The 25,950-nt window shown below is 65.6% G+C and carries 22 protein-coding genes and 1 tRNA gene; 21 read left to right on the top strand and 2 right to left on the bottom strand.

The window, feature by feature from the left end:
- The first annotated feature begins 18 nt into the window (after positions 1 to 18).
- The 4 genes from ACSSV8_RS10105 (at position 19) to folD (ending at position 4,139) form a co-directional block, all read left to right on the top strand.
- Entirely contained in the window at positions 19 to 735 is a 717-nt protein-coding gene (locus ACSSV8_RS10105; protein ID WP_354538749.1) for a methyltransferase domain-containing protein, read from the top strand.
- 54 nt (positions 736 to 789) lie between these two features.
- Positions 790 to 1,386, top strand: coding sequence for an MOSC domain-containing protein (locus ACSSV8_RS10100; RefSeq protein ID WP_354538667.1), 597 nt, complete (start codon positions 790 to 792; stop codon positions 1,384 to 1,386).
- Between the two features lie 134 nt (positions 1,387 to 1,520).
- Positions 1,521 to 3,197 (top strand): formate--tetrahydrofolate ligase, encoded by a 1,677-nt coding sequence (locus ACSSV8_RS10095; RefSeq protein ID WP_354538666.1) that lies wholly within the window; start codon positions 1,521 to 1,523, stop codon positions 3,195 to 3,197.
- Between the two features lie 51 nt (positions 3,198 to 3,248).
- The gene (gene folD, locus ACSSV8_RS10090) at positions 3,249 to 4,139 is read left to right on the top strand and encodes a bifunctional methylenetetrahydrofolate dehydrogenase/methenyltetrahydrofolate cyclohydrolase FolD (protein ID WP_454282355.1); all 891 of its coding nucleotides are present in this window, start codon (positions 3,249 to 3,251) and stop codon (positions 4,137 to 4,139) included.
- Between the two features lie 10 nt (positions 4,140 to 4,149).
- Here the strand turns inward: folD and ACSSV8_RS10085 are convergent, their stop codons facing one another.
- Entirely contained in the window at positions 4,150 to 5,013 is an 864-nt protein-coding gene (locus tag ACSSV8_RS10085) for an N-formylglutamate amidohydrolase (RefSeq protein WP_454282354.1), read from the bottom strand.
- 141 nt (positions 5,014 to 5,154) lie between these two features.
- On the opposite strand from ACSSV8_RS10085, the gene ACSSV8_RS10080 reads away from it, so the two are divergent.
- The 12 genes from ACSSV8_RS10080 (at position 5,155) to ACSSV8_RS10025 (ending at position 18,264) form a co-directional block, all read left to right on the top strand.
- Positions 5,155 to 5,229, top strand: a tRNA-Val gene (locus ACSSV8_RS10080).
- A gap of 81 nt (positions 5,230 to 5,310) precedes the next feature.
- Positions 5,311 to 5,436, top strand: coding sequence for a type B 50S ribosomal protein L36 (ykgO, locus tag ACSSV8_RS10075; RefSeq protein WP_068338904.1), 126 nt, complete (start codon positions 5,311 to 5,313; stop codon positions 5,434 to 5,436).
- 223 nt (positions 5,437 to 5,659) lie between these two features.
- Positions 5,660 to 6,820: a CaiB/BaiF CoA transferase family protein gene (locus ACSSV8_RS10070; RefSeq protein WP_454282353.1), complete on the top strand. Its 1,161-nt coding sequence runs from the start codon at positions 5,660 to 5,662 to the stop codon at positions 6,818 to 6,820.
- Between the two features lie 56 nt (positions 6,821 to 6,876).
- On the top strand, positions 6,877 to 7,557 hold the full coding sequence (locus tag ACSSV8_RS10065; RefSeq protein ID WP_454282352.1) for a hypothetical protein: 681 nt from the start codon (positions 6,877 to 6,879) through the stop codon (positions 7,555 to 7,557).
- A gap of 101 nt (positions 7,558 to 7,658) precedes the next feature.
- The gene (locus tag ACSSV8_RS10060) at positions 7,659 to 9,692 is read left to right on the top strand and encodes an ASKHA domain-containing protein (protein WP_454282351.1); all 2,034 of its coding nucleotides are present in this window, start codon (positions 7,659 to 7,661) and stop codon (positions 9,690 to 9,692) included.
- A gap of 695 nt (positions 9,693 to 10,387) precedes the next feature.
- Entirely contained in the window at positions 10,388 to 11,506 is a 1,119-nt protein-coding gene (locus tag ACSSV8_RS10055) for a transporter substrate-binding protein (protein ID WP_454282350.1), read from the top strand.
- Entirely contained in the window at positions 11,503 to 12,093 is a 591-nt protein-coding gene (locus tag ACSSV8_RS10050; RefSeq protein ID WP_354538658.1) for an ANTAR domain-containing protein, read from the top strand. The genes ACSSV8_RS10055 and ACSSV8_RS10050 overlap by 4 nt, the downstream gene beginning before the upstream one ends.
- On the top strand, positions 12,090 to 12,986 hold the full coding sequence (locus ACSSV8_RS10045; RefSeq protein ID WP_454282349.1) for an ABC transporter permease: 897 nt from the start codon (positions 12,090 to 12,092) through the stop codon (positions 12,984 to 12,986). The genes ACSSV8_RS10050 and ACSSV8_RS10045 overlap by 4 nt, the downstream gene beginning before the upstream one ends.
- Positions 12,983 to 13,903 (top strand): ABC transporter permease, encoded by a 921-nt coding sequence (locus tag ACSSV8_RS10040; RefSeq protein ID WP_354538656.1) that lies wholly within the window; start codon positions 12,983 to 12,985, stop codon positions 13,901 to 13,903. Before ACSSV8_RS10045 ends, ACSSV8_RS10040 begins: the two co-directional genes overlap by 4 nt.
- Positions 13,904 to 13,926: 23 nt before the next feature.
- A complete protein-coding gene (locus ACSSV8_RS10035) occupies positions 13,927 to 15,552 on the top strand; it encodes an ABC transporter substrate-binding protein (protein ID WP_454282348.1) in 1,626 nt (541 codons plus the stop codon).
- 4 nt (positions 15,553 to 15,556) lie between these two features.
- A complete protein-coding gene (locus ACSSV8_RS10030) occupies positions 15,557 to 16,498 on the top strand; it encodes an acetamidase/formamidase family protein (RefSeq protein WP_454282347.1) in 942 nt (313 codons plus the stop codon).
- Positions 16,495 to 18,264 (top strand): ABC transporter ATP-binding protein, encoded by a 1,770-nt coding sequence (locus ACSSV8_RS10025; RefSeq protein WP_454282346.1) that lies wholly within the window; start codon positions 16,495 to 16,497, stop codon positions 18,262 to 18,264. Before ACSSV8_RS10030 ends, ACSSV8_RS10025 begins: the two co-directional genes overlap by 4 nt.
- A gap of 22 nt (positions 18,265 to 18,286) precedes the next feature.
- Here ACSSV8_RS10025 and ACSSV8_RS10020 read toward each other — a convergent pair whose 3' ends face one another.
- Positions 18,287 to 19,882 (bottom strand): gamma-glutamyltransferase family protein, encoded by a 1,596-nt coding sequence (locus tag ACSSV8_RS10020; protein WP_454282345.1) that lies wholly within the window; start codon positions 19,880 to 19,882, stop codon positions 18,287 to 18,289.
- Positions 19,883 to 20,182: 300 nt separating this feature from the next.
- Between ACSSV8_RS10020 and ACSSV8_RS10015 the strand changes: the two genes are divergently transcribed.
- Genes ACSSV8_RS10015 through ACSSV8_RS09995 form a run of 5 tightly spaced genes read left to right on the top strand, consistent with a single transcriptional unit; the run spans position 20,183 to position 25,805 of the window.
- Positions 20,183 to 21,154, top strand: coding sequence for an ABC transporter ATP-binding protein (locus tag ACSSV8_RS10015; RefSeq protein WP_354538652.1), 972 nt, complete (start codon positions 20,183 to 20,185; stop codon positions 21,152 to 21,154).
- A complete protein-coding gene (locus tag ACSSV8_RS10010; RefSeq protein ID WP_454282344.1) occupies positions 21,151 to 22,170 on the top strand; it encodes an ABC transporter ATP-binding protein in 1,020 nt (339 codons plus the stop codon). Before ACSSV8_RS10015 ends, ACSSV8_RS10010 begins: the two co-directional genes overlap by 4 nt.
- Positions 22,160 to 23,932 (top strand): ABC transporter substrate-binding protein, encoded by a 1,773-nt coding sequence (locus tag ACSSV8_RS10005; protein ID WP_454282343.1) that lies wholly within the window; start codon positions 22,160 to 22,162, stop codon positions 23,930 to 23,932. Before ACSSV8_RS10010 ends, ACSSV8_RS10005 begins: the two co-directional genes overlap by 11 nt.
- A gap of 44 nt (positions 23,933 to 23,976) precedes the next feature.
- Positions 23,977 to 24,924: an ABC transporter permease gene (locus ACSSV8_RS10000; protein ID WP_454282342.1), complete on the top strand. Its 948-nt coding sequence runs from the start codon at positions 23,977 to 23,979 to the stop codon at positions 24,922 to 24,924.
- The gene (locus ACSSV8_RS09995; RefSeq protein ID WP_454282341.1) at positions 24,924 to 25,805 is read left to right on the top strand and encodes an ABC transporter permease; all 882 of its coding nucleotides are present in this window, start codon (positions 24,924 to 24,926) and stop codon (positions 25,803 to 25,805) included. Before ACSSV8_RS10000 ends, ACSSV8_RS09995 begins: the two co-directional genes overlap by 1 nt.
- Positions 25,806 to 25,950: the final 145 nt, after the last annotated feature.

Here is a 25,950-nt window from a genome sequence, read left to right as displayed (position 1 = left end):
CGCTTTCGTGACCAGCGTCTGCGCCCGGCGCTCGACCTTCTGAACGCGGTCGGGCAGATGGGGGCGGGGGACGTGGTCGATCTCGGCTGCGGCAATGGCGCGATGGCCGAGGCGCTGCGCGCGCGGGCAGGCGGGCGCAACGTCACCGGCGTGGATGCCAGCCCCGCCATGCTGGAGAAGGCACGGGCGGCGGGCTATGACGCGCTGCAACAGGCTGACATCGCCGACTGGCACCCGCATCGCGCCCCGGGGCTGATCTATTCCAACGCCGCGCTGCATTGGGTTGGCGGGCACGAGGTGCTGATGCCGCGGCTCGCGCGGATGCTGGGCAAGGGTGGCACGCTGGCGGTGCAGATGCCGCATCAGAACAAGGCCCCCTCGCACCGGGTGTGGCTGTCGCTGGCCGAAGAGCTGTATCCGGGCCGTGCAGAGAAGATGGGCACGCCCGGTGTCATGGCCCCGGTGAAATACGAGGAGTTGCTGGCCCCGCTGGGACAGTTCCGCCTCTGGGAGACCGACTATTACCAGCGCCTGACCGCCGAGCCGGGCAGCCATCCGGTGCGCCGCTTTACCGAGAGCACCTACGCACGGCCGGTTCTGGCCGCGCTGGACGAGGCCGAGCGCGCCGATCTGATCCGCCGCTACGAGGAGGTGATGCACACCGCCTATCCGGTGCGAGCAGACGGAACGGTGCTGTTCCCGTTCCGGCGGATGTTCTTTACCCTCACCGTCTGAGCGGGTGGCGATGCCGGATATGAGTATTTCAGGAACGATGAAACGGGGGCCGGGATGCAGGCGCTGACACCGACGGAGTTCACGGCGCGGGTGGTCTGGCTGGGCCGGGTCACGGACCGCGCTGCGCGGCTGGAAGCCGAGGCGCTGGCGGAGGCCGAACTGACATTTGCCGGGATCGCTGGCGAGGCGCATGGCGGCGTGACGCGCCCCTCTTGCAGTCGGGTGAGAGAGCAGCACAAGATCGGCACGGAGATCGCCAATGTGCGGCAATTGTCGGTTCTTTCGGCCGAGGAACTTGCGATGATCGCCGGGGAAATGGGGGTCGATGCGCTCTATCCGGCCTGGCTCGGGGCGTCGCTGGTGATCGAGGGCATTCCCGATTTCAGCCATGTGCCGCCCTCCTCGCGGCTTCAGGCCCCGTCCGGCGCAACGCTGGTGATCGACATGGAGAACCGGCCCTGTCAGTTGCCCGCGAAAGTGATCGAGGGACACAGGCCGGGGCGGGGCAAGCTCTTCAAGCGCGCAGCCGAAGGGCGGCGCGGCGTCACGGCCTGGGTGGAACGCGAAGGGCGCATCGCGCTTGGCGATGTGCTGCGGTTGCATATCCCCGATCAACCGGTCTGGTCGGAACTGGCCCGCGCGCGGGGCTGAGAGCGGCCGGGGGCGTGCGTCATCCCGCCGCAACCGGCGCGGGATATGTCGGAAACGCGGCGCAGCGCGCGGAACAAAGCCGCTATAGGCGAAAGGGTGACACCCCCGCAGCCGCGGCCAGAACAGGGACCGACATGAGCTACAAATCCGACATCGAAATCGCGCGCGAAGCCACCAAGAAGCCGATTCAGGAGATCGGTGCCAAGCTTGGCATCCCCTCCGAGCACCTGCTTCCCTACGGACATGACAAGGCCAAGGTCAGCCAGGACTTCATCGCCTCGGTGCAGGCCAACAAGAGCGGCAAACTGGTGCTTGTCACCGCGATCAACCCGACGCCCGCGGGCGAGGGCAAGACCACGACCACCGTGGGGCTGGGCGACGGGCTGAACCGCATCGGCAAGCGCGCGACGGTGTGTATCCGCGAAGCATCCTTGGGCCCGAATTTCGGGATGAAGGGCGGCGCTGCCGGGGGCGGCTATGCGCAGGTCGTGCCGATGGAGGACATGAACCTCCATTTCACCGGCGATTTCCACGCCATTACCAGCGCGCACAGCCTGCTCAGCGCCATGATCGACAACCATATCTACTGGGGCAATACGCTCGACATCGACACCCGTCGCGTCGTTTGGCGGCGCGTGGTGGACATGAACGACCGCTCCTTGCGGCAGATCACCTCCTCGCTCGGAGGGGTCTCGAACGGGTTCGCGCGCGAGGACGGGTTCGACATCACCGTGGCCTCCGAGGTCATGGCGATCCTGTGTCTCTCGAAGAACCTCAAGGATCTGGAAGAGCGTCTGGGGTCGATGATCGTGGCTTACCGGCGCGACAAGACGCCGGTCTTCTGCCGCGACATTCAGGCCGAGGGCGCGATGACGGTGCTCCTCAAGGACGCGATGCAGCCCAACCTCGTGCAGACGCTGGAAAACAACCCCGCCTTTGTCCATGGCGGCCCGTTCGCCAATATCGCCCATGGCTGCAACTCTGTCATCGCCACGACCACGGCGCTCAAGATCAGCGATTACGTGGTGACCGAAGCCGGCTTCGGGGCCGATCTCGGGGCCGAGAAGTTCATGAACATCAAGTGCCGCAAGGCGGGGCTTGCGCCCGATTGCGTGGTGATCGTGGCCACGGTGCGCGCGATGAAGATGAACGGCGGCGTGGCCAAGGCCGATCTGGGCGCGGAGAATGTCGAGGCCGTCAAGGCGGGTTGTCCCAACCTTGGCCGCCACATCGAGAACGTCAAGAGCTTCGGCGTGCCGGTGGTGGTGGCGATCAACCATTTCGTCACCGATACCGAGGCCGAGATTCAGGCGGTCAGGGACTATGTCGCCGGCCACGGGGCCGAGGCGGTGCTGTCGCGGCATTGGGAGCTTGGCTCGGAAGGCTCGGAGCCGCTGGCGCGCAAGGTGGTCGAGCTGGCCGAGGCAGGCACGACCGACTTCGCCCCGCTCTACCCCGACGAGATGCCGCTTTTCGAAAAGATCGAGACCGTGGCCAAGCGCATCTACCGGGCTGACGAGGTGCTGGCGGATCAGAAAATCCGCAACCAGCTTCGCGAGTGGGAGGCGCAGGGCTATGGCAACCTGCCGGTCTGCATGGCCAAGACGCAATACAGCTTTACCACCGATCCGAGCGTGCGCGGCGCGCCCACCGGCCATTCGGTGCCGGTGCGCGAAGTGCGGCTTTCGGCCGGGGCGGGCTTCGTCGTGGTCGTGTGCGGCGAGATCATGACCATGCCGGGCCTGCCCTCGAAGCCTGCGGCGGAATCGATCCGCCTCAACGATGCGGGCCAGATCGAAGGGTTGTTCTGAGAGCAGGGGCCGGGGTAAACCCCGGCCTCTGACGACAGGGAAGGGAAAGACATGAGCGCAGACATCATCGACGGCAAGGCCTTCGCCGCCACCATCCGGGGCAAGGTGGCGGATCACGTCACGCGCCTGAAAGCGGCGCATGGCATCACGCCGGGGCTGGCCGTGGTGCTGGTGGGCGAGGACCCGGCAAGCCAGGTCTATGTGCGCTCCAAGGGCAAGCAGACGGCCGAGGCGGGGATGAATTCCTATGAGCACCGGCTTGATGCAGACACATCCGAGGCCGATCTGCTGGCGCTGATCGACACGCTCAACAATGACCCGGCGGTGCACGGTATCCTTGTGCAACTGCCGCTGCCCGGTCATCTCGATTCCGATCTGGTCATCAACGCCATTGACCCGGCCAAGGACGTGGACGGCTTCCACATCTCCAACGTGGGCCTTCTGGGCACCGGGCAAAAGAGCATGGTGCCCTGCACCCCGCTCGGGTGCCTGATGATGCTGCGCGACCATCTGGGATCGCTCAGCGGGCTGGATGCGGTGGTGCTGGGGCGCTCTAACATCGTCGGCAAGCCGATGGCGCAGCTTCTGCTTGGCGATAGCTGCACCGTGACGATCGCCCATTCACGCACCCGCGATCTGGCCGATGTGGTGCGGCGTGCCGATATCGTGGTGGCGGCCGTGGGCCGCCCCGAGATGGTGCCGGGCGACTGGATCAAGCCGGGGGCTACGGTGATCGACGTGGGCATCAACCGCATCGAGCGGGACGGCAAGAACGTGCTCGTGGGCGATGTCGATTTCGCGTCGGTGAGCGAGGTGGCGGGCGCGATCACCCCGGTTCCGGGCGGCGTGGGGCCGATGACGATTGCTTGCCTATTGGCCAACACCGTCACCGCCTGCTGCCGCGCGAATGGGCTGGCAGAGCCGGAGGGGCTGACGGCGTAAGGCGGGCGCGCTATTCGGCGGCGAGAGGCATCGTCCCGGCGCGGCCGATCTCGGCTATTTCGCGGATGACGCCGCGCAGAAGACGGCGGAAGGCTTCGAAATTGCCGTTGGGGCGAATGAGGCGCTCGTTCATGTAGAGCGCGCGGTCGATTTCGATCTGGACGGCGTGCCGCCCGCGAGCGGGCCGCCCGTAGGCCTGTGTGATATAGGCCCCGGCAAAGGGGGTATTGCGCGTCACCAGAAGGCCCGCGCGCGTAAAGGCCGCCTCGATCCGATCCACGATGGCGGCATCGGCCGAGGCACCGAAACGGTCCCCGAGCACGATTTCGGGGCGGCGCAACCCCCGGCGCGAGACCGCATCCATGGCCTCGTGCGGCATGGAATGGCAGTCGATCAGGATGGATTGCCCGAACATGAGATGCGCCTGATCAAGCTGGCCCTGAAGCGCCTCGTGATAGGGCCGCCAATAGCTGTCGATGCGCGCCTGAGCCTCGGAAAGCGAGATCTTGCCGGAATAGATCGCCTTGCCATTGGCCACCACGCGCGGGATGACCCCGAGACCCGAGGCGACGCGGGGATTGTGGCCCTGACGGCTGACACCTTCGATCAGGGCCGGGTCAAGTTCGTCCGCGCTGCGGTTGAGATCGACGAAGGCGCGCGGCGCACCAGCCCGGAGAAACGGTGCGCCCGCACGCGGGGCGCTGTCAAACAATTGATCGACAAAGGCATCCTCCGACGAGCGGACCGAGTGTTCATTGAGCGCCGTGCGCCGCAGGAAGGACCACGGATACTCCCGCCCGCTATGCGGCGAGGCGAACACCACCGATGTGGTGCGCCGTTCGGGATGGGTCAGGTAATAGGCAGCCTTCGGCATCGCGCGCGCTCCTTGATGGCCATAATAGAGCTAAATCATCGTGCTGAAAGCCCTTGATCCCCTCACCGACTCCTTTTATAGACCGCCGGACAGGCGCGGAACTCCGCGCCCCTCTTTGTTACGGGGGGCTGGGGCCAGCCGGGGCGATTAGCTCAGTGGTAGAGCACTTCGTTGACATCGAAGGGGTCACAAGTTCGAACCTTGTATCGCCCACCATGAATTTCCGTTACGTGTCAGGCACGTAACACCCGCAACCACCAAGGCGCAGGAGCGCGCCGCGACAGACAGGAGACGACCATGAAGGTTCGCAATTCGCTGCGTTCGCTCAAGAACCGGCACCGCGATTGCCGCGTCGTGCGCCGCAAGGGCCGCGTCTACGTGATCAACAAGACCCAACGCAAGTTCAAGGCCCGTCAGGGCTGAGACCTCGCTTGCGCGATGGATTGGGGGCGTGAACCGGCGGTTCGCGCCCTTTATCGTGTGACGGGCAGGGTTCGGTGCGGACCTCGTTGGCAAATGTGCCCCTCGGGCAGACAAGACGGGACAGCGCGACCGTTCGTGGCGTGTCCGCCCGTTTGATCCTTGTCAGGGACCTGTCACGCAGGCTTGGTAAAGATGCGCCCTGACAGCACCGAAGGAGGCCCCCATGACCGCACCGCTTGACGGCTTGACTGTTCTTGATCTGACCCATGTGCTTGCGGGGCCGTTTGCGTCGCTCACGCTGCGCGATCTCGGCGCGCGGGTGATCAAGGTGGAACGCCCCGGCACCGGCGACGATACCCGCACCTTTCCGCCCTTCAAGGACGGACAAAGCGCCTATTTCGCCGCGATCAACCACGGCAAGCAGTCCATCGCGCTCGACCTCAAGGCCGAGGCCGACCGCGAGATATTCGACGCGCTGCTGGCGCGCGCCGATATCGTGCTGGAGAATTACCGCCCCGGCGTGATGGAAAAGCTGGGCTATGGCTGGGAGGCGCTGCATGCCCGCCACCCGGCGCTGATCTATGGCGCGGTCAGCGGCTTTGGCCATACCGGCCCCGATGCACTGCGCCCGGCCTATGACATGGTGGTGCAGGCGCGCGGCGGCGTCATGTCGATCACCGGCGAGAAGGACCGCGAGCCGGTGCGCGTGGGCGCCTCGATCGGCGATATCGTGGCGGGGATGTATCTGGTGCAGGGCGTGCTGGCGGCGCTTCTGGACCGCGACAAGACGGGGCTGGGGCGCAAGGTGGATGTGGCCATGCTCGACAGCCAGTTGGCGATTCTCGAACATGCGGTGGCGATCACCACTGTGACCGGCACGCCGCCCGCGCCATCGGGTGCGCGGCACCCTTCGATCACCCCGTTTGAAACATTTCATGCTGCCGACGGCCTCTTTGTCATCGCCGCAGGCAACGATGCGCTTTTCGCGCGGCTCTGCGATGTGCTCGGTCTGCCGATTGCCCGCGATCCGCGCTTTGCCACCAATGCGGCGCGCTGCGAGAACGCGCGCACCCTCAAGCGGCTGATCGAGGCGATCACGCTTGACCGTCCGAAATCCCACTGGATCGAGCGGCTGGAGGCCGCAGGCGTGCCCACCGGCCCCATTCAGACCGTGGCCGAGGCGCTGCATGACCGTCAGATCCTTGCGCGCAACATGGTGGTGGACGTGCTGGGGCCGGATGGGCAGCCCGCCTTTGTGGCGGCGGGCAACCCGATCAAGCTGAGCGGGATGGAGGACCCGGCAACCCGCCCGCCCGCGCCCGCGCTCGATGGCGAACGTCAGGAGATCATTAACTGGTTGCAAAAGGACGTGAACAACGTGTGACGCGCATTGTGCGGGGGGCGGGGCGGGCCTAGACTCGGGCCATGGATGAAGCCGCCATGTCACCACCGACCCTCCCCGTGCCCCCGCCGCTCAAACTGGGGGTGTTGCGCACCCTTTGGCGGCTCGCGCTCATCGCGGCGATGGCGGTGGCACTGCATTTCCTGTTCACATGGGCCGAAGCGTGGATCACCCGCAACGATTACGGCTGGGCCATGCCGGGCCTCTTGGCCTTGGTGCTGGTGATCTATGCCGTGCTCATCGCCATCCCGTTTGTGCCGGGGGTCGAGATCGGGCTTTCGGTGCTGGCGGCGGGCGGGGCGGATATCGCGCCCTTGGTCTGGCTTGCTACAGCGACGGGGCTGACACTGGCCTATTTGGTGGGCTGCACCGTGCCGCTTGGCTGGCTGCGCCGGGTGCTTCTGGACCTGCACCTGACCGGCGCGGCGCAGCTTGTGGCGCGGTTCGAGGCGCTGCCGCCCAAGGGGCGCGTGGCCTTTGTCCATACCCTTCTGCCCAAGAAATATTGCGGCTGGATCGTGAAATACCGCTATATCAACCTTGCCGTTCTCATCAACATTCCCGGCAATTCGGTCATCGGCGGCGGCGGCGGCATCGCGCTGATTTCAGGGCTGTCGGGGCTGTTCCGAACCCCGCTGACGATGCTGACCATCGCGCTGGCCACAGCCCCTGTGCCGCTTGCCATCTGGCTTTTCGGGCTGCAACTTCCCTGGGTCTGATCCTTCCATGCCGCGCTTGGGCGGATTTCTGACGCTTGCGGGCTGTCGGGCGCGCGCCTATGGCTTATGTTCCGCCAAAGCGCAGCAAGGAAATCGCCCCCATGACCACCGACCCCCTCGTTGTCTTTACCCCCTCGGGCAAGCGCGGCCGCTTTGCCATCGGCACGCCGGTTCTGACCGCCGCGCGGCAATTAGGCGTCGATCTCGATTCGGTCTGCGGCGGGCGCGGCATCTGCTCGAAATGCCAGATCACGCCGGGCTATGGCGAGTTTTCCAAGCATGGCGTGACGGTGCAGGCCGATGCCCTGTCGGAATGGAACGCGGTCGAGGCGCGCTATGACGAGAAACGCGGGCTGAAACCGGGTCGCCGACTGGGCTGTCAGGCGAAGGTGATGGGCGATGTGGTAATCGACGTGCCGCCCGAGTCACAGGTTCACAAGCAGGTGGTGCGCAAGGCCGCCTCGGCGCGGGTGATCGAGATGGACCCGGCCACCCGGCTCTATTTCATCGAGGTGGACGAGCCGGACATGCACGAACCCTCGGGCGATTTCGAACGCCTCGCGCGCGCGTTGAGCCGCGAATGGGGGATCGAGGGCATCCGCGCCGATCTGTCCTTGCTGTCCAAGCTGCAACCTGTCCTGCGCAAGGGAAAATTCGAGGTGACGGTGGCGCTCCATCGCGGCCATGAGGACGACGTGGCGCAGGTGCTCGATATCTGGCCGGGGCTGCATGAGGGCGGGCTTTATGGCCTCGCCATCGACCTCGGCTCGACCACCATCGCCGCGCATCTGACGGACCTTGTGACCGGCGAGGTCACGGCGAGCGCGGGCATCATGAACCCGCAAATCCGCTTTGGCGAAGACCTCATGAGCCGGGTCAGCTATGCCATGATGAACCCCGGCGGCGACCGTGAGATGACGGCGGCGGTGCGCGAGGCCATCGACACGCTGGCGGGCGAGATTGCGCGCGAGGCGGGGATCGAGCCGTCGCTCATCGTCGAGGTGGTTTTTGTCTGCAACCCGGTGATGCACCATCTCTTGCTGGGCATCGACCCGGTGGAACTGGGGCAGGCACCGTTTGCGCTCGCCACGTCACAAAGCCTGTCGCTTGGCGCGAAAGAGCTGGACCTGAACACCCTCAACCCGCGCGCGCAGGTCTATATCCTGCCCTGCATCGCGGGCCATGTGGGGGCCGATTGTGCTGCCGTGGCGCTCAGCGAGGAGCCGGGCAAATCCGAGGATCTCGCCCTCATCGTCGATGTCGGCACCAACGCGGAAATCCTGCTGGGTGACAAGACCCGCGTTCTGGCCTGTTCCTCGCCGACCGGCCCCGCGTTTGAGGGCGCGCAAATCTCCTCGGGGCAGCGCGCGGCACCCGGCGCCATCGAGGCGATCCGCATCGACCCCGAGACCAAAGAGCCGCGTTTCCGCGTGATCGGCTGTGACAAGTGGTCGGATGATCCGGGGTTTTTCGACGAGGTGGGCGCGGGCGGTATCACCGGCATTTGCGGCTCTGGCATCATCGAGGCGGTGGCGGAGTTGCGGCTGGCGGGGCTTCTGGACGAGAGCGGGCTGATGGGGTCTGCCGAAGCCACCGGCACGGCGCGCATGATCCCCGAGGCGCGCACCCATGCCTATCTGGTCCATGACGGCACCACCGAGGGCGGCCCGCGCATCACCGTCACGCAGGGCGATATCCGCGCGATTCAGCTTGCGAAATCCGCGCTCTATGCGGGCGCGCGCCTGCTGATGGACGAGCGCGGTGTGGACAAGGTGGATCGCGTGGTGCTGGCGGGCGCGTTCGGCGCGCATATCTCGCCCCTGCACGCGATGGTGCTTGGCATGATCCCCGATGTGCCGCTGGACAAGGTGACTTCGGCGGGCAACGCCGCTGGCACGGGCGCGCGGATTGCGCTGTGCAATGTCGCAGCACGGCGCGAGATCGAGCGCGTGGTCGGCGAGATCACCAAGGTGGAGACCGCCATCGAGCCGAAATTCCAGGAGCATTTCGTGGCCGCCAACGCGATTCCGCACAAGACAGACCCCTTCCCGGAACTCAACAGGATCGTTACCCTGCCACAGGTGGGCTTCAACACCGGCGGCGATACGGGCGGGCGCAGGCGACGGCGGGGATAACTCCGGGCGTCTCGTGTTGCGCGGGTATGATCGGTGTGGGACGCGTCGGGGGGAATGGTGGTAGCGGAGGTCCGTTCCGGCCAATCCCCGACAGTTTGTCTGGCGAGGGCCTCTATCCAAACTCATGGGAATTTTTGGCCTTTCGCAACCACCCTCAAAAAAGTCCAGAACGCGGCGCATAAGTTGCGGGCACCCAACTGAAGGCTCATGTGTTTCGTATTGGCGATATCGTCACGATCACCCTGCACGACACAGGGCTGGCTGAGGGCGGCTGGTTGGGGTTGACTGGATGACTCCGACCAATGCTCCACCCTGCGATAGCCGCCCTCATGAGTATTTCGCGCCCTGAGATGGATCCGGGCAAACGCCGTCTGGAGACGCCCAGCCTGACCGTCCTCGGGATGATGAGCGCCCACGGCGGGAACCTTGGCCATCTGGCCTGAGAACGGCACCGAACGGTGAGGGCCGCCTCGACATTTCGGCGGCGGCTCACGCCTCTTCCAGCATGTCCGTCTTGATTTTGATTAATTTTCAGTCAGGTGCGGTGACGGGTTCCGTTGATTGAGGACAGCATGCTGGACAGACCGGCGAAGATGCTGCACGATCCACGAAACCGGCTGCATAAGCCAACGGCAATCGAGCCCCGTCTTTCCTCAGCCAGAGGGACGGGGTTTTTTTATGGAAAGGATACCATCGTGACGCTGCGTCTGGGTCTCGTCTTTTCCACCACCGGCAGCTACGGCGCGCTTGGGCAAAGCGCGCTCGCAGGGGCGCTCGGGGCCATGGAGACGCTGGCAAGGCGCGGTGCCGCGCCGATCACGCCGGTGATCGCCGATCCCGGCGGCGATCTGGCTGCCTATGAACGAATGACCCGAACAATGCTGGAAAGCGGGGTTCGGCATATCGTTGGGGCGATCACCTCATGGAGCCGCAAGGAGATGATTCCGCTGCTGGAACGGCATGGCGGGCTGCTCTGGTATCCGTGCCCCTATGAAGGGTTCGAGAGCAACGATCACGTCGTATATCTTGGCGCATCGCCGAACCATCATGTCGTTCCGGTAACCGACTGGATCGCAGCGCAGGGCCTGCAGCGCGCGTTCCTGCTCGGCTCGAATTACGTCTGGGGCTGGGAGACGCTGCGGCTGGCGCGGGAATGTCTGACGGCGCGCGGGATCGAGGTGGTGGGCGAACGCCATGTGCCGCTCGGGGCGGAAACGCCCGCGCATATTCTCGACGAAATCCGCGAGCAACGGGCTGATTGCGTGATCGACAGCCTGATCGGGCCGTCCAATACCAGCTTCCTTCAGGGGCTGTCGGCGCGGTGCGAGGCCGGGCAAAAGCCGGTCCGCGTGGTGAGCTTCAACCAGACCGAGGCCGATCTGGCCGAGATCGGACCGGCGGCGGACGGGCTCTTGTCGGCGGGCAGTTTCTTTGAGACGAATGCCGACGCTCGGTTACGCGAATGCGCGCGGCGTCACGCGCCGAACGGGCGTGTCTCGTCCTTCTTTGCAACCTCATTTGCTGCGGTCGAGATCATTTCCGCCGCCGTGGAGCGGGCGGGCAGCGACACGCCCTCGGCGGTGTTCCGCGCGGCGGCGGAGCGGCCCGTGGCAACCGCCATGGGGCAGATGCCGATTGATCCGGTGATGCGGCACGCGATGCTGACGCCCCGGCTGGCGATTGCGCGCAATGGACAGTTCGATGTCGTGCAATGCGCGGGTGCGCCGGTTGCCGCGGATCCCTACATGACAGGGCAGGCCCCGCGACGGCCCGCCGCTGCGCAGGCACACTCAAGGCTGAGGGTCGTGAAGTGAGCCACGCGCCCGTGCATAATTTCTCCGGGCAGAGCGCGCTTGTCCTGCACCGCTCGCCGGAAATCGGCCAGCGGATCGAGGCGCGCTGCGACCGGCTTGGTGTGCGCGCGCTGTTGCACAAGGATGCGCCCGATGCAGGGATCGCGCGCCGCGCCGACATGGTGATCCTCGACATCGACACGACCGATGACGCGATGCTTCCGTGGCCGCGCGCCGAGGCACCGATGCCGCTGATCGGGCTTATCGGATCGGAAAGCCCCGGCAGGCTCGCATGGGCGCTGGCGCAGGAGGTGGACGCGTTCCTGCCGGTCGGGGGCCTCGGCAATCTCTTCTCGGCGATGGTGGTGGCGCACGCGGTTTTCGCGCGAAAGGCGGCGCGCCGTGCCCGCGAGGCGGAGATGTCCCGCCGCAGCCAGCATCGCCTCGACGTGATCCGCGCCGTCCTCGCGCTGATGGAAGAGGGGCGCGACGAGGCGCTTGCCCTCAAGCAATTGCGCACGCTGGCCATGGTGGACCGGATCACCGTGGAGGAGGCGGCGGTCCGCCTGCTGGCCGAACGGCGCACGATCCGGGGGCGGGCCAGATGAGCGATGTGCAGACCCTGCGCCCGCGCGCTTCGGGAAGGTTTGGGCGTGTCATGGCGGAGCTGCTGCGCCGCCCGCGCGCGGCTTTTGGCATGGCGGTGATCGTGGTTATGGTGCTTTGCGCGATATTCGCGCCGTGGATCATGCCGCATGATCCGTTCGAGCAGAGCTTTGACGGGCTGGACCTGATGGGCGGCCCGCTGCCGCCGGGGGGAGAGTATCTTCTGGGCACCGATCTTCTGGGCCGCGATCTGGCGTCGCGCCTGATCCTAGGCACGCGCACATCGCTGATCATCGGGGTGGTGGCGAACGGCATCGCGGTGATCCTCGGTGCGGGTGTGGGCATTACCGCGGGGTATTTCGGTGGCTGGACGGCGGCGATCCTGATGCGGTTCACCGACCTGATGATGGCGTTTCCGGCGCTCTTGCTCGCCATCGTGCTGGCGGCGATATTCCAGCCCAGCCTGATGATCGTCGCGCTGGTGATTGCCATGGTCAACTGGGTGCAGATGAGCCGGGTGATCTATACCGAGACCCGCAGTCTGGCCGAACGCGAGTTCATCCAGGTGCAGCGCGCCATCGGCTCCTCGCCGTTGCGTATCCTTGGGCGCCATCTGCTGCCGCATCTGCTGTCGTCGATCATCGTTTTCGGCACATTGGGCATCTCGACCACGGTGCTGCTCGAGGCGACGCTGAGCTTTCTCGGCGTGGGGGTGCAGCCGCCGATGCCAAGCTGGGGCAACATCATCTTCGAGAACCAGACCTATTTCTCGACCGCGCCCTGGCTGGTGTTCATTCCCGGTCTGCTGATCGTGCTTCTGGCGCTCGCCTTCAACCTCGTGGGCGATGCGCTGCGCGATGTGCTCGACCCGACATTGAAGGGGCGGCACGGATGAGCGGCTATCTGATCCGGCGTCTGATGGAAAGCGCGCTGATCCTGCTCGGAATCACCCTGGTGACCTTCGTGCTGCTCTACCTGATCCCCGCCGATCCGGCGCGGCAGATCGCGGGCCGCTCGGCCACCGCCGAGACGGTCGCCAATATCCGCGACCAACTGGGGCTGAACGATCCGCTTTTCGTGCAATATGCCCGCTATCTCGGCAACCTCGCGCAGGGCGACATGGGCCGGTCCTATCTGCAACGCGCCGAGGTGGCGGACCTGATCGCCGCGCGCCTGCCTGCAAGCCTTCTGCTGATGGTCTCGGCGATTGTCACCGAGCTGATCCTCGGGCTGAGCATCGGCGTTGTCGCCGCGCTGCGCCGCAACCGCCTTGCCGACCATTCGCTGATGATCTTCAGTTTCGTGTCGATTTCGGCGCCGCAATTCGTGATCGGCATCCTGCTGCTCTATGTCTTTGCCGTGCAGCTTGGCTGGCTGCCCATCGGTGGCTATGGCACCTTCGCGCATCTGGTGCTGCCGTCGATCACGCTCGGGTTTCTCGGCGCGGGCTGGTATAGCCGCATGATGCGCTCGTCGATGATCGACGTTCTGGAACAGGATTTCGTGCGCACGGCCCGCGCCAAGGGCCTGTCGAAACTGCGCATCGTCGCCCGCCATGTCATGCCCAATGCGATCCTGCCGATCATCGCCATGATCGGCATCGACATCGGGTTGTTCATGTCGGGCATTGTCGTTGTCGAAAGCGTGTTCGGATGGCCCGGGATCGGTCAGCTTGCCTGGCAGGCCATCCAGCGCGTCGACATTCCCGTGATCATGGGCGTCACCATGGTTTCGGCCACGGCCATCGTGCTCGGCAATCTGCTCGCCGATCTGGTGGCCCCGCTGATCGATCCCCGGATCAAGACCAAATGAAACCGACAGAGGAGAGAAGACCGATGAAAAACGCATTGATGGCCGGTGTTGCCGGGCTGGCGCTTGTCGCGGGCGGCGCGTTCGCGCAGGTGAACGAGGATGCCCCGCAGGGCGGCGAGATGATCGTGACCTATCAGGATGACGTGGCCACGCTCGATCCCGCGATCGGCTATGACTGGCAGAACTGGTCGATGATCAAATCGCTCTTTGACGGGTTGATGGGCTATGAGCCCGGCACCACGACCCTGCGCAACGAGTTGGCGGCAAGCCATGAGATTTCCGGGGATGGCATGGTCCATACCTTCGTGCTGAAGGACAGAATCAAGTTCCACAACGGGCGCGAGATCACCGCCGGGGACGTGAAATATTCGCTCGACCGGGTGACCAACCCCAAGACCCGCAGCCCCGGTGCCGGGTTCTTCGGGATGATCGCGGGGTTCGATGCGTGGAACGCGGGCGAGGGTGACGGGCTGAGCGGGGTCGAGGTTCTGGACGACAAGACCGTGCGCATCACCCTGTCGCGGCCCGACGCCACCTTCAGCCATGTCATGGCGCTCAACTTCGCCTCCATCGTGCCGCGCGAGGCGGTCGAGGCCTCGGGCGAGGATTTCGGTCGCGAGCCGGTTGGCTCGGGCGCGTTTCGTCTGACCGAGTGGACACCGGGCCAGCAACTCGTGTTCGAGCGGTTCAAGGAGTATCACCGCGCCGGCGTGCCCAAGCTTGACCGGGTGACCTTCGATATCGGGCTCGATCCCACCGTCGCGCTGCTGCGCCTGCAAAGCGGCGAGGCGGATGTGCCGGGCGACGGCATTCCGCCCGCGCAATTCCTGCAAGTGATGAACGACCCCGCGCAGGCCGAGAACGTCGTCGAGGGCGGGCAGTTGCATACCGGCTACATCACGCTCAACACGCGGATGGCCCCGTTCGACAATGTGGGTGTGCGCCGCGCCGTCAACATGGCGATCAACAAGGCGCGGATCGTGCAGATGATCAACGGTCGCGCGGTGCCCGCCAACCAGCCCTTGCCACCTACCATGCCGGGCTATGCCGACGATTATGAGGGCTACGCCTTCGATCCCGAGGCGGCGCGCGCCCTCTTGGCCGAGGCGGGCTTTGCCGACGGGTTCACCACCGAGCTTTTCGTGATGAATGTCGATCCCAACCCGCGCATCGCGCAGGCAATCCAGCAGGACCTGTCCGAGATCGGCATCAGGGCAGAGATCCGCAGCCTCGCACAGGCCAACGTGATCGCAGCGGGCGGAGAGCCGGATCAGGCCCCGATGATCTGGTCGGGCGGCATGGCCTGGATCGCGGATTTCCCCGACCCGTCCAATTTCTACGGCCCCATCCTGGGCTGCGCGGGGGCGGTGCCCGGCGGCTGGAACTGGTCGTGGTATTGCAACGAGGAGATCGACGCCCGCGCCAGTGCCGCCGATGCGATGGCCGACCCGGCCAAGGCGGCGGAGCGCGAGGCGGCCTGGCGGTCGATCTATCTCGACATCATGGAGGATGCGCCCTGGGTGCCGGTGTTCCACGAGCAGCGCTTCACCTTGGTATCAGACAGGATCGCGGGCGATGACAGCCTCTTCGTGGATCCGGTGCATATCCCGGTGAACTACGATTACATCCATTCCGCGACAGGCGAGTGAGACCATGTGCAAGACCTGCGACTACACCATCCATGGCCACCATCATCACGGCTGGGACCATTCGTTCCCGCCCGCGCAGATCGTGGCACCGGGCAGCCGCGTGCATTTCCATTGCCTTGACAGCTCGGGCGGGCAACTGACCCGTGACAGCACCACGGCGGATGTGCCCGCCCTTGATTTCAGCAAGATCAACCCGGTCACCGGTCCCGTCTATATCGACGGGGCCGAGCCGGGGGACGTGCTGAAGATCACGCTGGAGCAGTTTCACCCCTCGGGCTTCGGCTGGACCGCCAATATCCCCGGCTTCGGTCTCTTGGCCGACCAGTTCACCGATCCGCATCTCAAGGTCTGGTCCTATGATCCGGACACGCTGGCACCGTCGCTCTTTTCCGATATCGCCCGCGTGCCGCTCAAGCCCTTCACCGGCACCATCGGGCTTGCCCCGGCCGAGGCGGGGCTGCATTCGGTGGTGCCGCCGCGCCGGATGGGCGGCAATCTCGACATTCGCGACCTTTCCGCCGGATCGGTGCTCTATCTGCCGGTCGAGGTTGCGGGCGCGCTCTTCTCGGTGGGTGACACGCACGCGGCGCAGGGCGATGGAGAGGTCTGCGGCACCGCCATCGAAAGCCCGATGGATGTCGAGATCACGCTCGATCTGATCAAGCAGGAACGGCTCGCCTTCCCCCGCTTCTCGACCCCCGGACCGGTGACGCGCCACCTCGACGCCAAGGGCTACGAGGCCACGACGGGGATCGGGCCTGACCTGATGGAAGCGGCGCGCAACGCCGTCTCCGGCATGATCGACCTGCTGGGCAAAGAGCATGGGCTGTCGGCGGAGGATGCCTATCTGCTGTGCTCGGTCGCGGGGGATCTGCGGATCTCGGAAATCGTCGACATGCCCAATTGGGTGGTCTCGTTCTACTTCCCCCGGATCGTCTTCGAATGAAGCCGGAGGCCGTCAACGCACGGGGCGCCGCCGCGCGCCCCGTTCTCACGGTGCGCGATCTGAGCGTGCAGGTGGCGACCGGCGAGGGCGGCAAAACCGTTGTGGATCGTCTGTCGTTCGATCTGCACGCAGGCCAGACGCTGGCGCTGGCTGGTGAAAGCGGATCGGGCAAGTCGATGACGGCGCTGGCGATCATGGGGCTTTTGCCCCAACCGATGGCGCGGATCACAGGGGGGGTGATCCGGCTCGGCGAGCGCGATCTTGCCGGTCTGGACGAGCGGGCGTTCCGCGCCATCCGCGCGCGGCGGATCGCGATGATCTTTCAGGAGCCGATGACCTCGCTCAATCCGCTGATGACGGTCGAGCAACAGCTTTGCGAAGTGCTGCTGGAGCATCGCATATGTTTGCGCCGCGAGGCCCGCGCGCGCGCGCTCGGGCTGCTGGAGGATCTGCAACTGACCGACCCGGCGCGACGTCTGAAGCAATACCCGCACGAACTCTCGGGCGGTATGCGGCAGCGCGTGATGATCGCCATCGCGCTGGCCTGCGAGCCCGAAATCCTGATCGCGGACGAGCCGACGACGGCGCTCGATGTCACCGTGCAGGCCGAGATCCTCGACCTGATCCGCCTGCTGCAAAAGGATCACGGCACCGCCGTTCTGATGATTACCCATGACATGGGCGTGGTCGCCGAGATGGCCGACCGCGTCATCGTGCTGCGCGAGGGCAGGCCCGAGGAAAGCGCCCCGGTCGCGCAGATATTCGACACCCCCCGTTCGGCCTATGCGCGGCACTTGCTGGCCGCCGTGCCCCGGCTCGGCGCGGCACCCGCGCGCGCGGCCAAGGCTGGGGCGCAGAAGATTGTCGAGGTCGAGGATCTGAGCGTCCGCTTTGACGTGACCGGCGGCATCTTCAACCGGACAGTGGCGCGCCTGCACGCCGTGGAGGGCGTGTCGTTTCACATCGCGGTCGGGGAAACGCTTGCGCTCGTGGGTGAATCCGGGTCGGGCAAATCGACGATCGGCAAGGCGCTTCTGGGGCTTGTGCCGTGGCAAGGCTCGGTGCGGATCGATGGCCAGCAGACCAAGGGGCTGTCACGCGCGGCGATGCGGCCCGTTCTGCGCGACATACAGATGGTGTTTCAGGATCCCGGTGCCTCGCTTGATGCGCGCATGACCGTGGGCGAGCAGGTGGTGGAGCCGCTCCGGGTGCATGGTCTGGCGCAGGGATCCGAGCTGATGGACAGGGCCGAATTCCTGTTCCGGCGCGTCGGGCTCTCTGCCGACATGCTGAGGCGGTATCCGCACGAGTTTTCCGGCGGCCAGCGGCAGCGGGTCTGCATCGCGCGTGCGCTCAGCCTCTCGCCAAAGGTGATCTTGGCGGATGAGAGCGTGTCGGCGCTCGATGTCTCGGTGCAGGCGCAGGTGCTGGAGCTGTTGCAGGAATTGCAGGACGCCGACGGGCTGTCCTATCTCTTCATCAGCCATGACATGGCCGTGGTCGATCAGGTGGCCGACCGGGTCATGGTGCTGCGTCTGGGGCAGGTGATGGAGGAGGGGCCGCGCGCGGCGGTCCTGCACGATCCGCGCCACCCCTATACGCGGCGGCTTCTGGCGGCGGTGCCGGTCCCCGATCCCCTGCGCGCGCGACCGCGCCTGCCGCCCGCGCCGGAGGCCCCAAGCCCGGTGCTGCCCGTGGGCGAGACACTGCGACGCACAAGGCTTGAAACCGTGGCCGACGGGCACCGCGTCGCGGGAGGGGGCTGATATGATCTGCGTGGAACTGGTCTCAGAATCCCACGGCCTGCCCGTCCTTGCGCGGATCGGAGCCTGCGCAATATCCCCCCGAGGGCAGGCGGTGGACAAGCTGCGCGCCGCCGAAACCGAAGGCGTTGTCGGGGCTTTCCAGCGTGATCGCGTGGCCGAGCGCGCGCAGGCGCTCAAGGGGCTGCGGTGCCATCGCCGTCTCAATGGCCACCTCCAGCCCCGAGACCACCCGCCAGCGCGGGGCGTCTGCCGCGGTCTGCACATCCTGCCCCCAGAGCTGCGTGCGCAGCACCATCTGCACATGCCCCTGAGCCTGCATCGGCCCGCCCATGACCCCGAAACTCATCAGCGGCGCGCCGCCTTTCATCAGGAACCCCGGAATGATGGTCTGGAACGGCCGCTTGCCGGGGGCGACCTGATTGGGATGGCCGGGTTGAAGCGTGAAGCCCGCGCCACGGTTCTGCATGTGAATGCCGGTTCCCGGCACCGCCACGCCCGCGCCGAACCCGGCATAGTTCGACTGGATGAACGACACCATCATGCCGCTTGCATCTGCCGTCGACAGATAGACCGTGCCGCCGTTTTTCGGCGCGCCAGAGCCGAAATCCTGTGCCATGTCAGCCCGGATCAGGGCGGCGCGGCTGGCCAGATACTCCGCGTCCAGCAGCGCCTTGGGGGTGATATCGGTCATCGCGGGCAGGTCACCCACATAGGCGTCCATGTCGCGGAACGCGAGCTTGGTCGCCTCGATCTGGTAATGCAGCGCCATCGGGTCGTCGGGGCCGAACTCGCGCACCGGCGTGTGGCGCAGGATGCCGAGGGTCATCAGCGCCGCGATGCCCTGCCCGTTGGGGGGGATCTCGTGCAGGGTGACATCGTCGAAATCCATCGACAGGGTGCCGCACCAATCGGGCCGGTGGCGCGCGAGATCGTCCAGTATCAGCGCGCCCCCATGGGCCTTTGCTGCGGCGACGATCCGCTCGGCCAGCGCACCCTCGTAAAAGGCGCGGCCCCCGGTCTCGGCGATCTGGCGCAGGCTGTCGGCCAGGGCAGCGTTGACAAAGCGCTCTCCGGCGGCGGGGGCTTTGCCGTCGCGCAGGAAGGTCTCGGCGAAACCCGGCTGCCCTGCCAACTCCCCTGCCCCGCGCTGCCACAACTCGGCGATGACGGGCGACAGGATGAAGCCATGCGCGGCATAGCCGATGGCCGGTTCGAACAGGGTCGTGAAATCGAGCCTGCCGAAGCGTCGGGACAGCTCCACCCACGCGCTCACGGCACCGGGCACGGTGACGCTGTCCCAGCCCCGGAACGGCATCTCGGTGGCCCCTTTGAACCGCTCGGGCGTCCAGGCCATGGGGGCCGCGCCCGAGGCGTTGAGCCCGTGCAATTCGTGCCCGTCCCACAGGATGCAGAACGCATCCGACCCGACCCCGTTGCCGGTGGGCTCGACCACGGTCAGCGTGATCGCCGCCGCAAGCGCGGCATCGACCGCATTGCCGCCGCGCGCCAGCATCGAAAGCCCCGCCTGCGCCGCCAGCGGCTGCGATGTCGCCACGATATTTTCGGCAAGGACCGGCGAACGGCGCGAGGCATAGATCGGTTCGTGATGCATCTGCATGGGGTTGCTGTCTCCGTGTGGTGTCCTGTTGCGCGGTCCGTTCCCGTCACGGGGCGGGGTGCCGCCTGCATGACCACGATGAATAGGCAAGATCGGGCACAGCGTCCAGTCACCAAGGGCGTGATGCTGCGCCCCGCACGCCGCGCGGTGTGCACCGAAAATGGTCACGATCATGTGAGGTCACATGAAAAAACCAATGAAGTCATAGGAAAAAAACCAAACCCCAAACCGCGAGGTTGATATGTCGATGCGTTTCGTTAACGCTTGGTATGTGGTAGACCAAATAGCGCAAGAGCCAAGATGACACTTCTGAAGATCGAAAATCTGACGATCACGCTGCGCAAGCAGGGCGTTGAGCCGACTTTGGTCGAGGGCTTGTCCTACGCAGTCGAGGCGGGCGAGACGCTGGCCATCGTCGGGGAATCGGGGTCGGGCAAATCGCTGTCATCGCTGGCGGTGATGGGGCTTATGGCCGAGGATCTGCATGTCACCTCCGGCAGCATCCGGTTCGAGGGGGTGGATCTGCTCGGGTTGTCGCCCGAGGAGATGCGCAAGCGTCGCGGGCGCGACATCTCGATGGTGTTCCAGGAGCCGATGACCTCGCTCAACCCGGTGCGGACCATCGGCAGCCAGATCACCGAAAGCATCGAGGAAAACATGGGCCTGTCGGGCGCGGCGGCGCGGGCACGGGCCATCGCGCTTCTGCAAGAGGTCGGCGTGTCGGATGCAGCCCAACGGATGCGGCAATACCCGCATCACTTCTCGGGCGGGATGCGCCAGCGGGTGATGATCGCCATCGCGCTTGCCGCCGAGCCGAAGCTGATCATCGCGGACGAGCCGACCACGGCGCTCGATGTGACGATCCAGGCGCAGATCCTTGATCTGATGGCGCGGATCTGCCGCGATCACGGCACCGCGCTGATCCTGATCACCCATAACCTTGGCATCGTCGCGCGCTACGCACGGCGGGTCAATGTCATGTATGGCGGGCGGATCGTCGAGACCGGCGCGGCGCGCACCCTCTATTACGCGCCGCGCCACCCCTATACCCAGGGCCTGTTGCGCTCGGTGCCGCGTCTGGACCGTCCCCGCTCCGAGCCACTGGAACCGATTGCCGGCAATCCCGCCGATCCCTTCGCGCGCATCGACGGTTGCCGCTTTCACCCGCGCTGCCCCTATGCGCAGGCCATTTGCACGACCACCGCCCCGCTGTTCGACGGACAGGTGGCCTGTCACTTTCCGCTGTCCGATGAAACAAGGGAGGCGTCATGACGGCCGATGCGTTCCTGCGGATCGAGGGTCTGAGCGTGCATTTCCCGGTGCACAAGGGGCTGCTGCAACGGCAGGTTGCCAGCGTCAAGGCGGTGGAGAATGTCACGCTGTCGCTGCGGCGCGGCGAAGCCTTCGGGCTGGTGGGCGAATCCGGCTGCGGCAAGACCACGCTTGCGCGCACGGTGCTGCGCCTTGTCGATGCGACCGACGGTGCCGTATGGTTCGACGGCGAGAACATCACCGCGCTGAAGGGCGCGGCACTGGCCCCGTATCGCAAGCGCGTGTCGGCGGTGTTCCAGGACCCGTTTTCGTCTCTCAATCCGCGGATGAAGGCGGGCGCGATCATCGCCGAGGTGCTGAAGGTGCATCGCTATGCCGGGGATATCCCCGCGCGCGTGGTCGCGTTGATGGCGATGTGCGGTCTCTCGGAGCGGTTCGTCGATCTCTATCCGCACCAGATGTCAGGCGGACAGCGCCAGCGCATCGGCATCGCCCGCGCCCTCGCGCTGGAGCCTGAATTGATCGTCTGCGACGAGGCGGTATCGGCGCTCGACGTGTCCATTCAGGCGCAGATCATAAATCTTCTCGAAGAGCTGCGGGTGCGGCACGGCCTGACCTATCTCTTTATCGGGCATGACCTGTCCATCGTGCGCCACCTGTGCGACCGGGTGGCGGTGATGTATCTGGGCCGGGTGATGGAGACCGCGAGTTCGGACGCGCTCTTTTCCGACCCGCAACATCCCTACACGCAGGCGTTGATCGCGGCCATTCCGAACCCCGATCCGATCGCGGAAGAGAGCCGCAATCCGGCGATGCTGAAGGGCGAGGTGCCAAGCCCGCTCGACCCGCCATCGGGCTGCGTCTTTCACCCGCGCTGTCCGATTGCGATGGATATCTGCACCCGCATCGCCCCCGAACTGGAAAGCGCAGGTGCCGGACATGCCGTCGCCTGCCATGCCGTCACCACCGGACCGCCAAAAGAAACCACCACAACAGGAGAGAAAGATGGACGATAAGGACCTCATCAAACGGGCCGAAGCGGAGCTGCGCGCGGCCCATGACTATGATCCGCGCGACCCGCTCTTTGGTCTGTCGCGCGACGAGTTGCGCGGCGACCGGCTCAGCCGCCGCGCCACGCTTCGCCTGCTGGCCGCGGGCGGTGCGCTGGGGCTGGCACAGGTGCTGCCCGGCCTGCGGCCACTGGCGGCGATGGCGCAGGGCAAGGCGGGGGGCGAGTTGAAATGCGCCTGGGCCGGTGTCGGCGAGATCGTCACGCTCGATCCCGCGCAGATCGGCCAGGTGCTGCAATTCCAGATCGCCTCGAACATCTACAGCGGGCTGATGCATATCGACAACGATCTGGTGGCGCAGGGCGATCTTGCCGAAAGCTGGGAGGTCAGCGAGGACGGGCTCGACTACACTTTCAAGCTGCGCGAGGGCGTGACGTTCCACAATGGCGATCCGTTCAATGCGGATGACGTGGTGTTCACCTTCAACCGCTCGCGCGACCCTGCGCAATCGGTGCATAGCCGGGTCATCGCCAACGTGGCCGAGTTGGAGAAATTGAACGATTACGAGGTGCGCTTCCGGCTCAAGCAGCCGCAGGCCTCGTTCCTGACCAAATCGCTGGAGCGCGCTTCGGGGCGGGCGATGACCATCGTCTCGCGCGGCGGGCTGGAGGCACTGGGGCTTGCGCAATATGGCCTCACGCCGATCGGCACCGGGCCTTACAAGGTCGTCGAGCATCAGTTGGGGCAAGGCGTCGTGCTGGAGAAATTCGCCGAGTACTACGATCCCGACCGGCCCAAGCTCGACCGGATCACGATCACGCCGGTGGACGGTGTGGAGCCGCTCGCAGCCGCGCTGGAAGCGGGCGACATCCAGTACGTGGGCGGCAATCCGTTCCCGACCCAGCTCATCGAGCGGATGCAGGCCAATCCCGATCTGGTCGTCGATATCAAGCCGGGGCCGGGATTCCAGTCGATCTGGATCAATCCCTGGCACGAGGCGATGACGGTCAGCGATTTCAACAAGCCGGTGGCGGAGTTGAAGAAGGAAAAGGGCTTCATGGTGCGGCTGGCCATCGCCAAGGCGCTCGACCGGGACCTTTTCATCAAACAGGGTCTGTTCAGCTATGGCGTCGCGGCGCATGGCACGATCAACCCGGCCATGGGCTTTTTCTTCGACGAGACGCTGGCCGACAACTCCGAACAGGCGTTCGATCCCGAAGGGGCCAAGGCGCTGATGGCCGAGGCGGGCTATCCCGGCGGCGCGGGCTTTCCGGAACTGAAGCTCCAGACCACGCCCAATACCAAGCGCGACGGTCAGGTCGTCGCCAATATCCTGAAGCAGGTTCTGGGCATCAGCGTGATCGTCGATCCCAAGGATTTTTCCATCGGGATCGAGGAATTCAACAAGATGGAGATCGACCTGCGACTCGGCGGCTCGGGCGGGGATTACGACCCCGATGACGGTCTGGTGGACTGGATGCAGACCACCTCGAAATTCAACGGGCCGGACCGCGACAAGGCAGAGAAACCCTTCGGCTTCTTCAGCGAGGCCGAGGCCGACAGGCTGATCGACGCGCAATCGGTGGCGGTCGATCCCGATACGCGGCGCGATCTGGTGCGTCAGGCCAACGCGATCACCTCTGACAAGGTGGCCTGCGCGTTCCTCTATCATCCGGTGGATGTGCTCGTGCACAGCGCCGCGGTCGAGGTGCCGGAAAGGGCGCGTATTCCCGGTCTGCACGAACTCGACCGCATTTCGCTCAAATAAACAGGGAAAGGCGGGCAGGCCCCTCGCGGCCTGCCCGGACTGCCATGGGGTCCTATATTCTGAGACGGCTGGTCGGTTCCGCGCTGGTGATGCTGGCGGTGGCCGTGCTGGTGTTCTTCATGATCCGGCTGGTGCCCGGCGATCCGGTGGCCGCCATGCTGGCCGATGCGGGCAGCGAAGAGGCGCGGGAGGCGCTGACGCGCAAGCTGGGGCTCGATCAGCCGCTTCTGGTGCAGTTCTGGAAATGGTTCACCAACCTCTTGCAGGGCGATCTGGGCCAGTCGATCTTCGGCAACAACCAGCCGGTGTCGACCATCCTGCTCGAGGCGCTGCCGCGCACCCTGTCGCTGGCCTTCCTGTCCTTCGTCATCGCGCTGGTGATCGCCGTTCCGGCGGGTATCCTGTCGGCCACGCGCCGCAATACCGCCACCGATGCGACGGTGTCGCTCTTTGCCTTTCTGGGGCTGTCGATGCCGGATTTCTGGCTGGCGATCCTGCTCATCATCGTCTTTGCCGCCAATCTGCAATGGCTGCCCGCCATCGGCTATGTGCCGCTCTCGGAAGGGCTCTGGCCCTGGCTCAGCCACCTGATCCTGCCCTCGATCGCCATCGGCACCGGGTTTTCGGCCATTATCGCCCGGATGATCCGCTCGTCCATGCTTGAGGTGCTGCGCGCCGATTACATGCGCACGGCGGCCTCCAAGGGGCTGCCGATGCGGGTGCAGATGCTGCGCCACGCCTTTCCAAACGCGCTTATCCCGGTGGTGACGGTGATCGGCATCGCCTTTGCGCTGCTGATCTCGGGGGCGGTGGTGGTCGAGAACGTGTTCGCGATCAAGGGGCTGGGGCGGGTGCTGATCCAGGGCATCCAGAACCGCGATTACCCGGTCGTTCAGGGCGCGGTGCTGGTCGTGTCGGCGTTCTTCGTTCTCTCCAACCTCGCGGTCGATCTGCTCTATGCGGTGATCGACCCCCGCATACGGTATTCCTGATGACCGATCTTCCCGCCCCGGACCTCTCCGAACCCGATATCCGACCGGCCCCGTCGCGCCTGCGCACCAGCTTTGCGCGCGACCGCAAGGCGCAGGTGGGGCTGGTCATCCTGCTGGCCTTCCTGCTGGCGGCGGTGCTGGCCCCGCTGATTGCGCCGTTTGATCCCAACGCGATGACCCTCGACATGATGAGCGGCCCGTCGCTGACGCATCCTCTGGGAACCGACGATCTGGGGCGCGACCTGCTGTCGCGGATCATCTGGGGGACGCAGATTTCGCTTTTTGTCGGGGTCTCGACCGTCGCGCTGGCGCTGGTCTTCGGTGTCGCGCTGGGGGTGGTGGCGGGCTATTACGGCGGCTGGGCCGATATGATCATCATGCGCTATATCGACCTGCAATGGGCCTTTCCCAACTTCATCATCGCGATTTATCTCGTCGCGGTCTTCGGCACCGGCCTCCTGAATGTCATCGTCGCCATCGCGCTGGCCTTTCTCGACGATTTCGCGCGCATCGCACGCTCCATGGTGCTGACGCTGAAGGAAGAGCAATTCGTCGATGCTGCCCGCGTGCAGGGCTTTTCCGATCTGCGGATCATGTTTCGCCATATCCTGCCCAATGCGCTGGCCCCGATCATCGTGCAGGCGACGGTGAGCGTGTCCTATGCCATCCTTGGCGAGGCCTCGCTGTCGTTTCTCGGCCTCGGCGTGCGGCCCGACACGCCGACATGGGGCCTGATCCTGTCCGATGGCCGCAGTTTCATTTCTCAGGCCTGGTGGCTTGGCGTGTTTCCGGGGCTGGCCATCATGCTGGTCGTGCTCGCGATCAATTTCGTCGGCGACGCCCTGCGCGATGCGCTCGATGTGCGCGATACCGGCCTGTGACGACGGGGATTGATGCCGCGGATCCGCATTTCGTCAAGCGGTCGGGTGGGACCGGGATAATTCGACCGGGCCGGATACCCGCTCATGCCCCGCTCATGCCCTGTCCTTTTCCCATTCTGGAGGGCATTTCAGACGCCTGAAGGGA

The organism is Roseovarius sp. MBR-79 (assembly GCF_053628555.1).
This window is presented reverse-complemented; position numbering and strand designations above follow the sequence as displayed.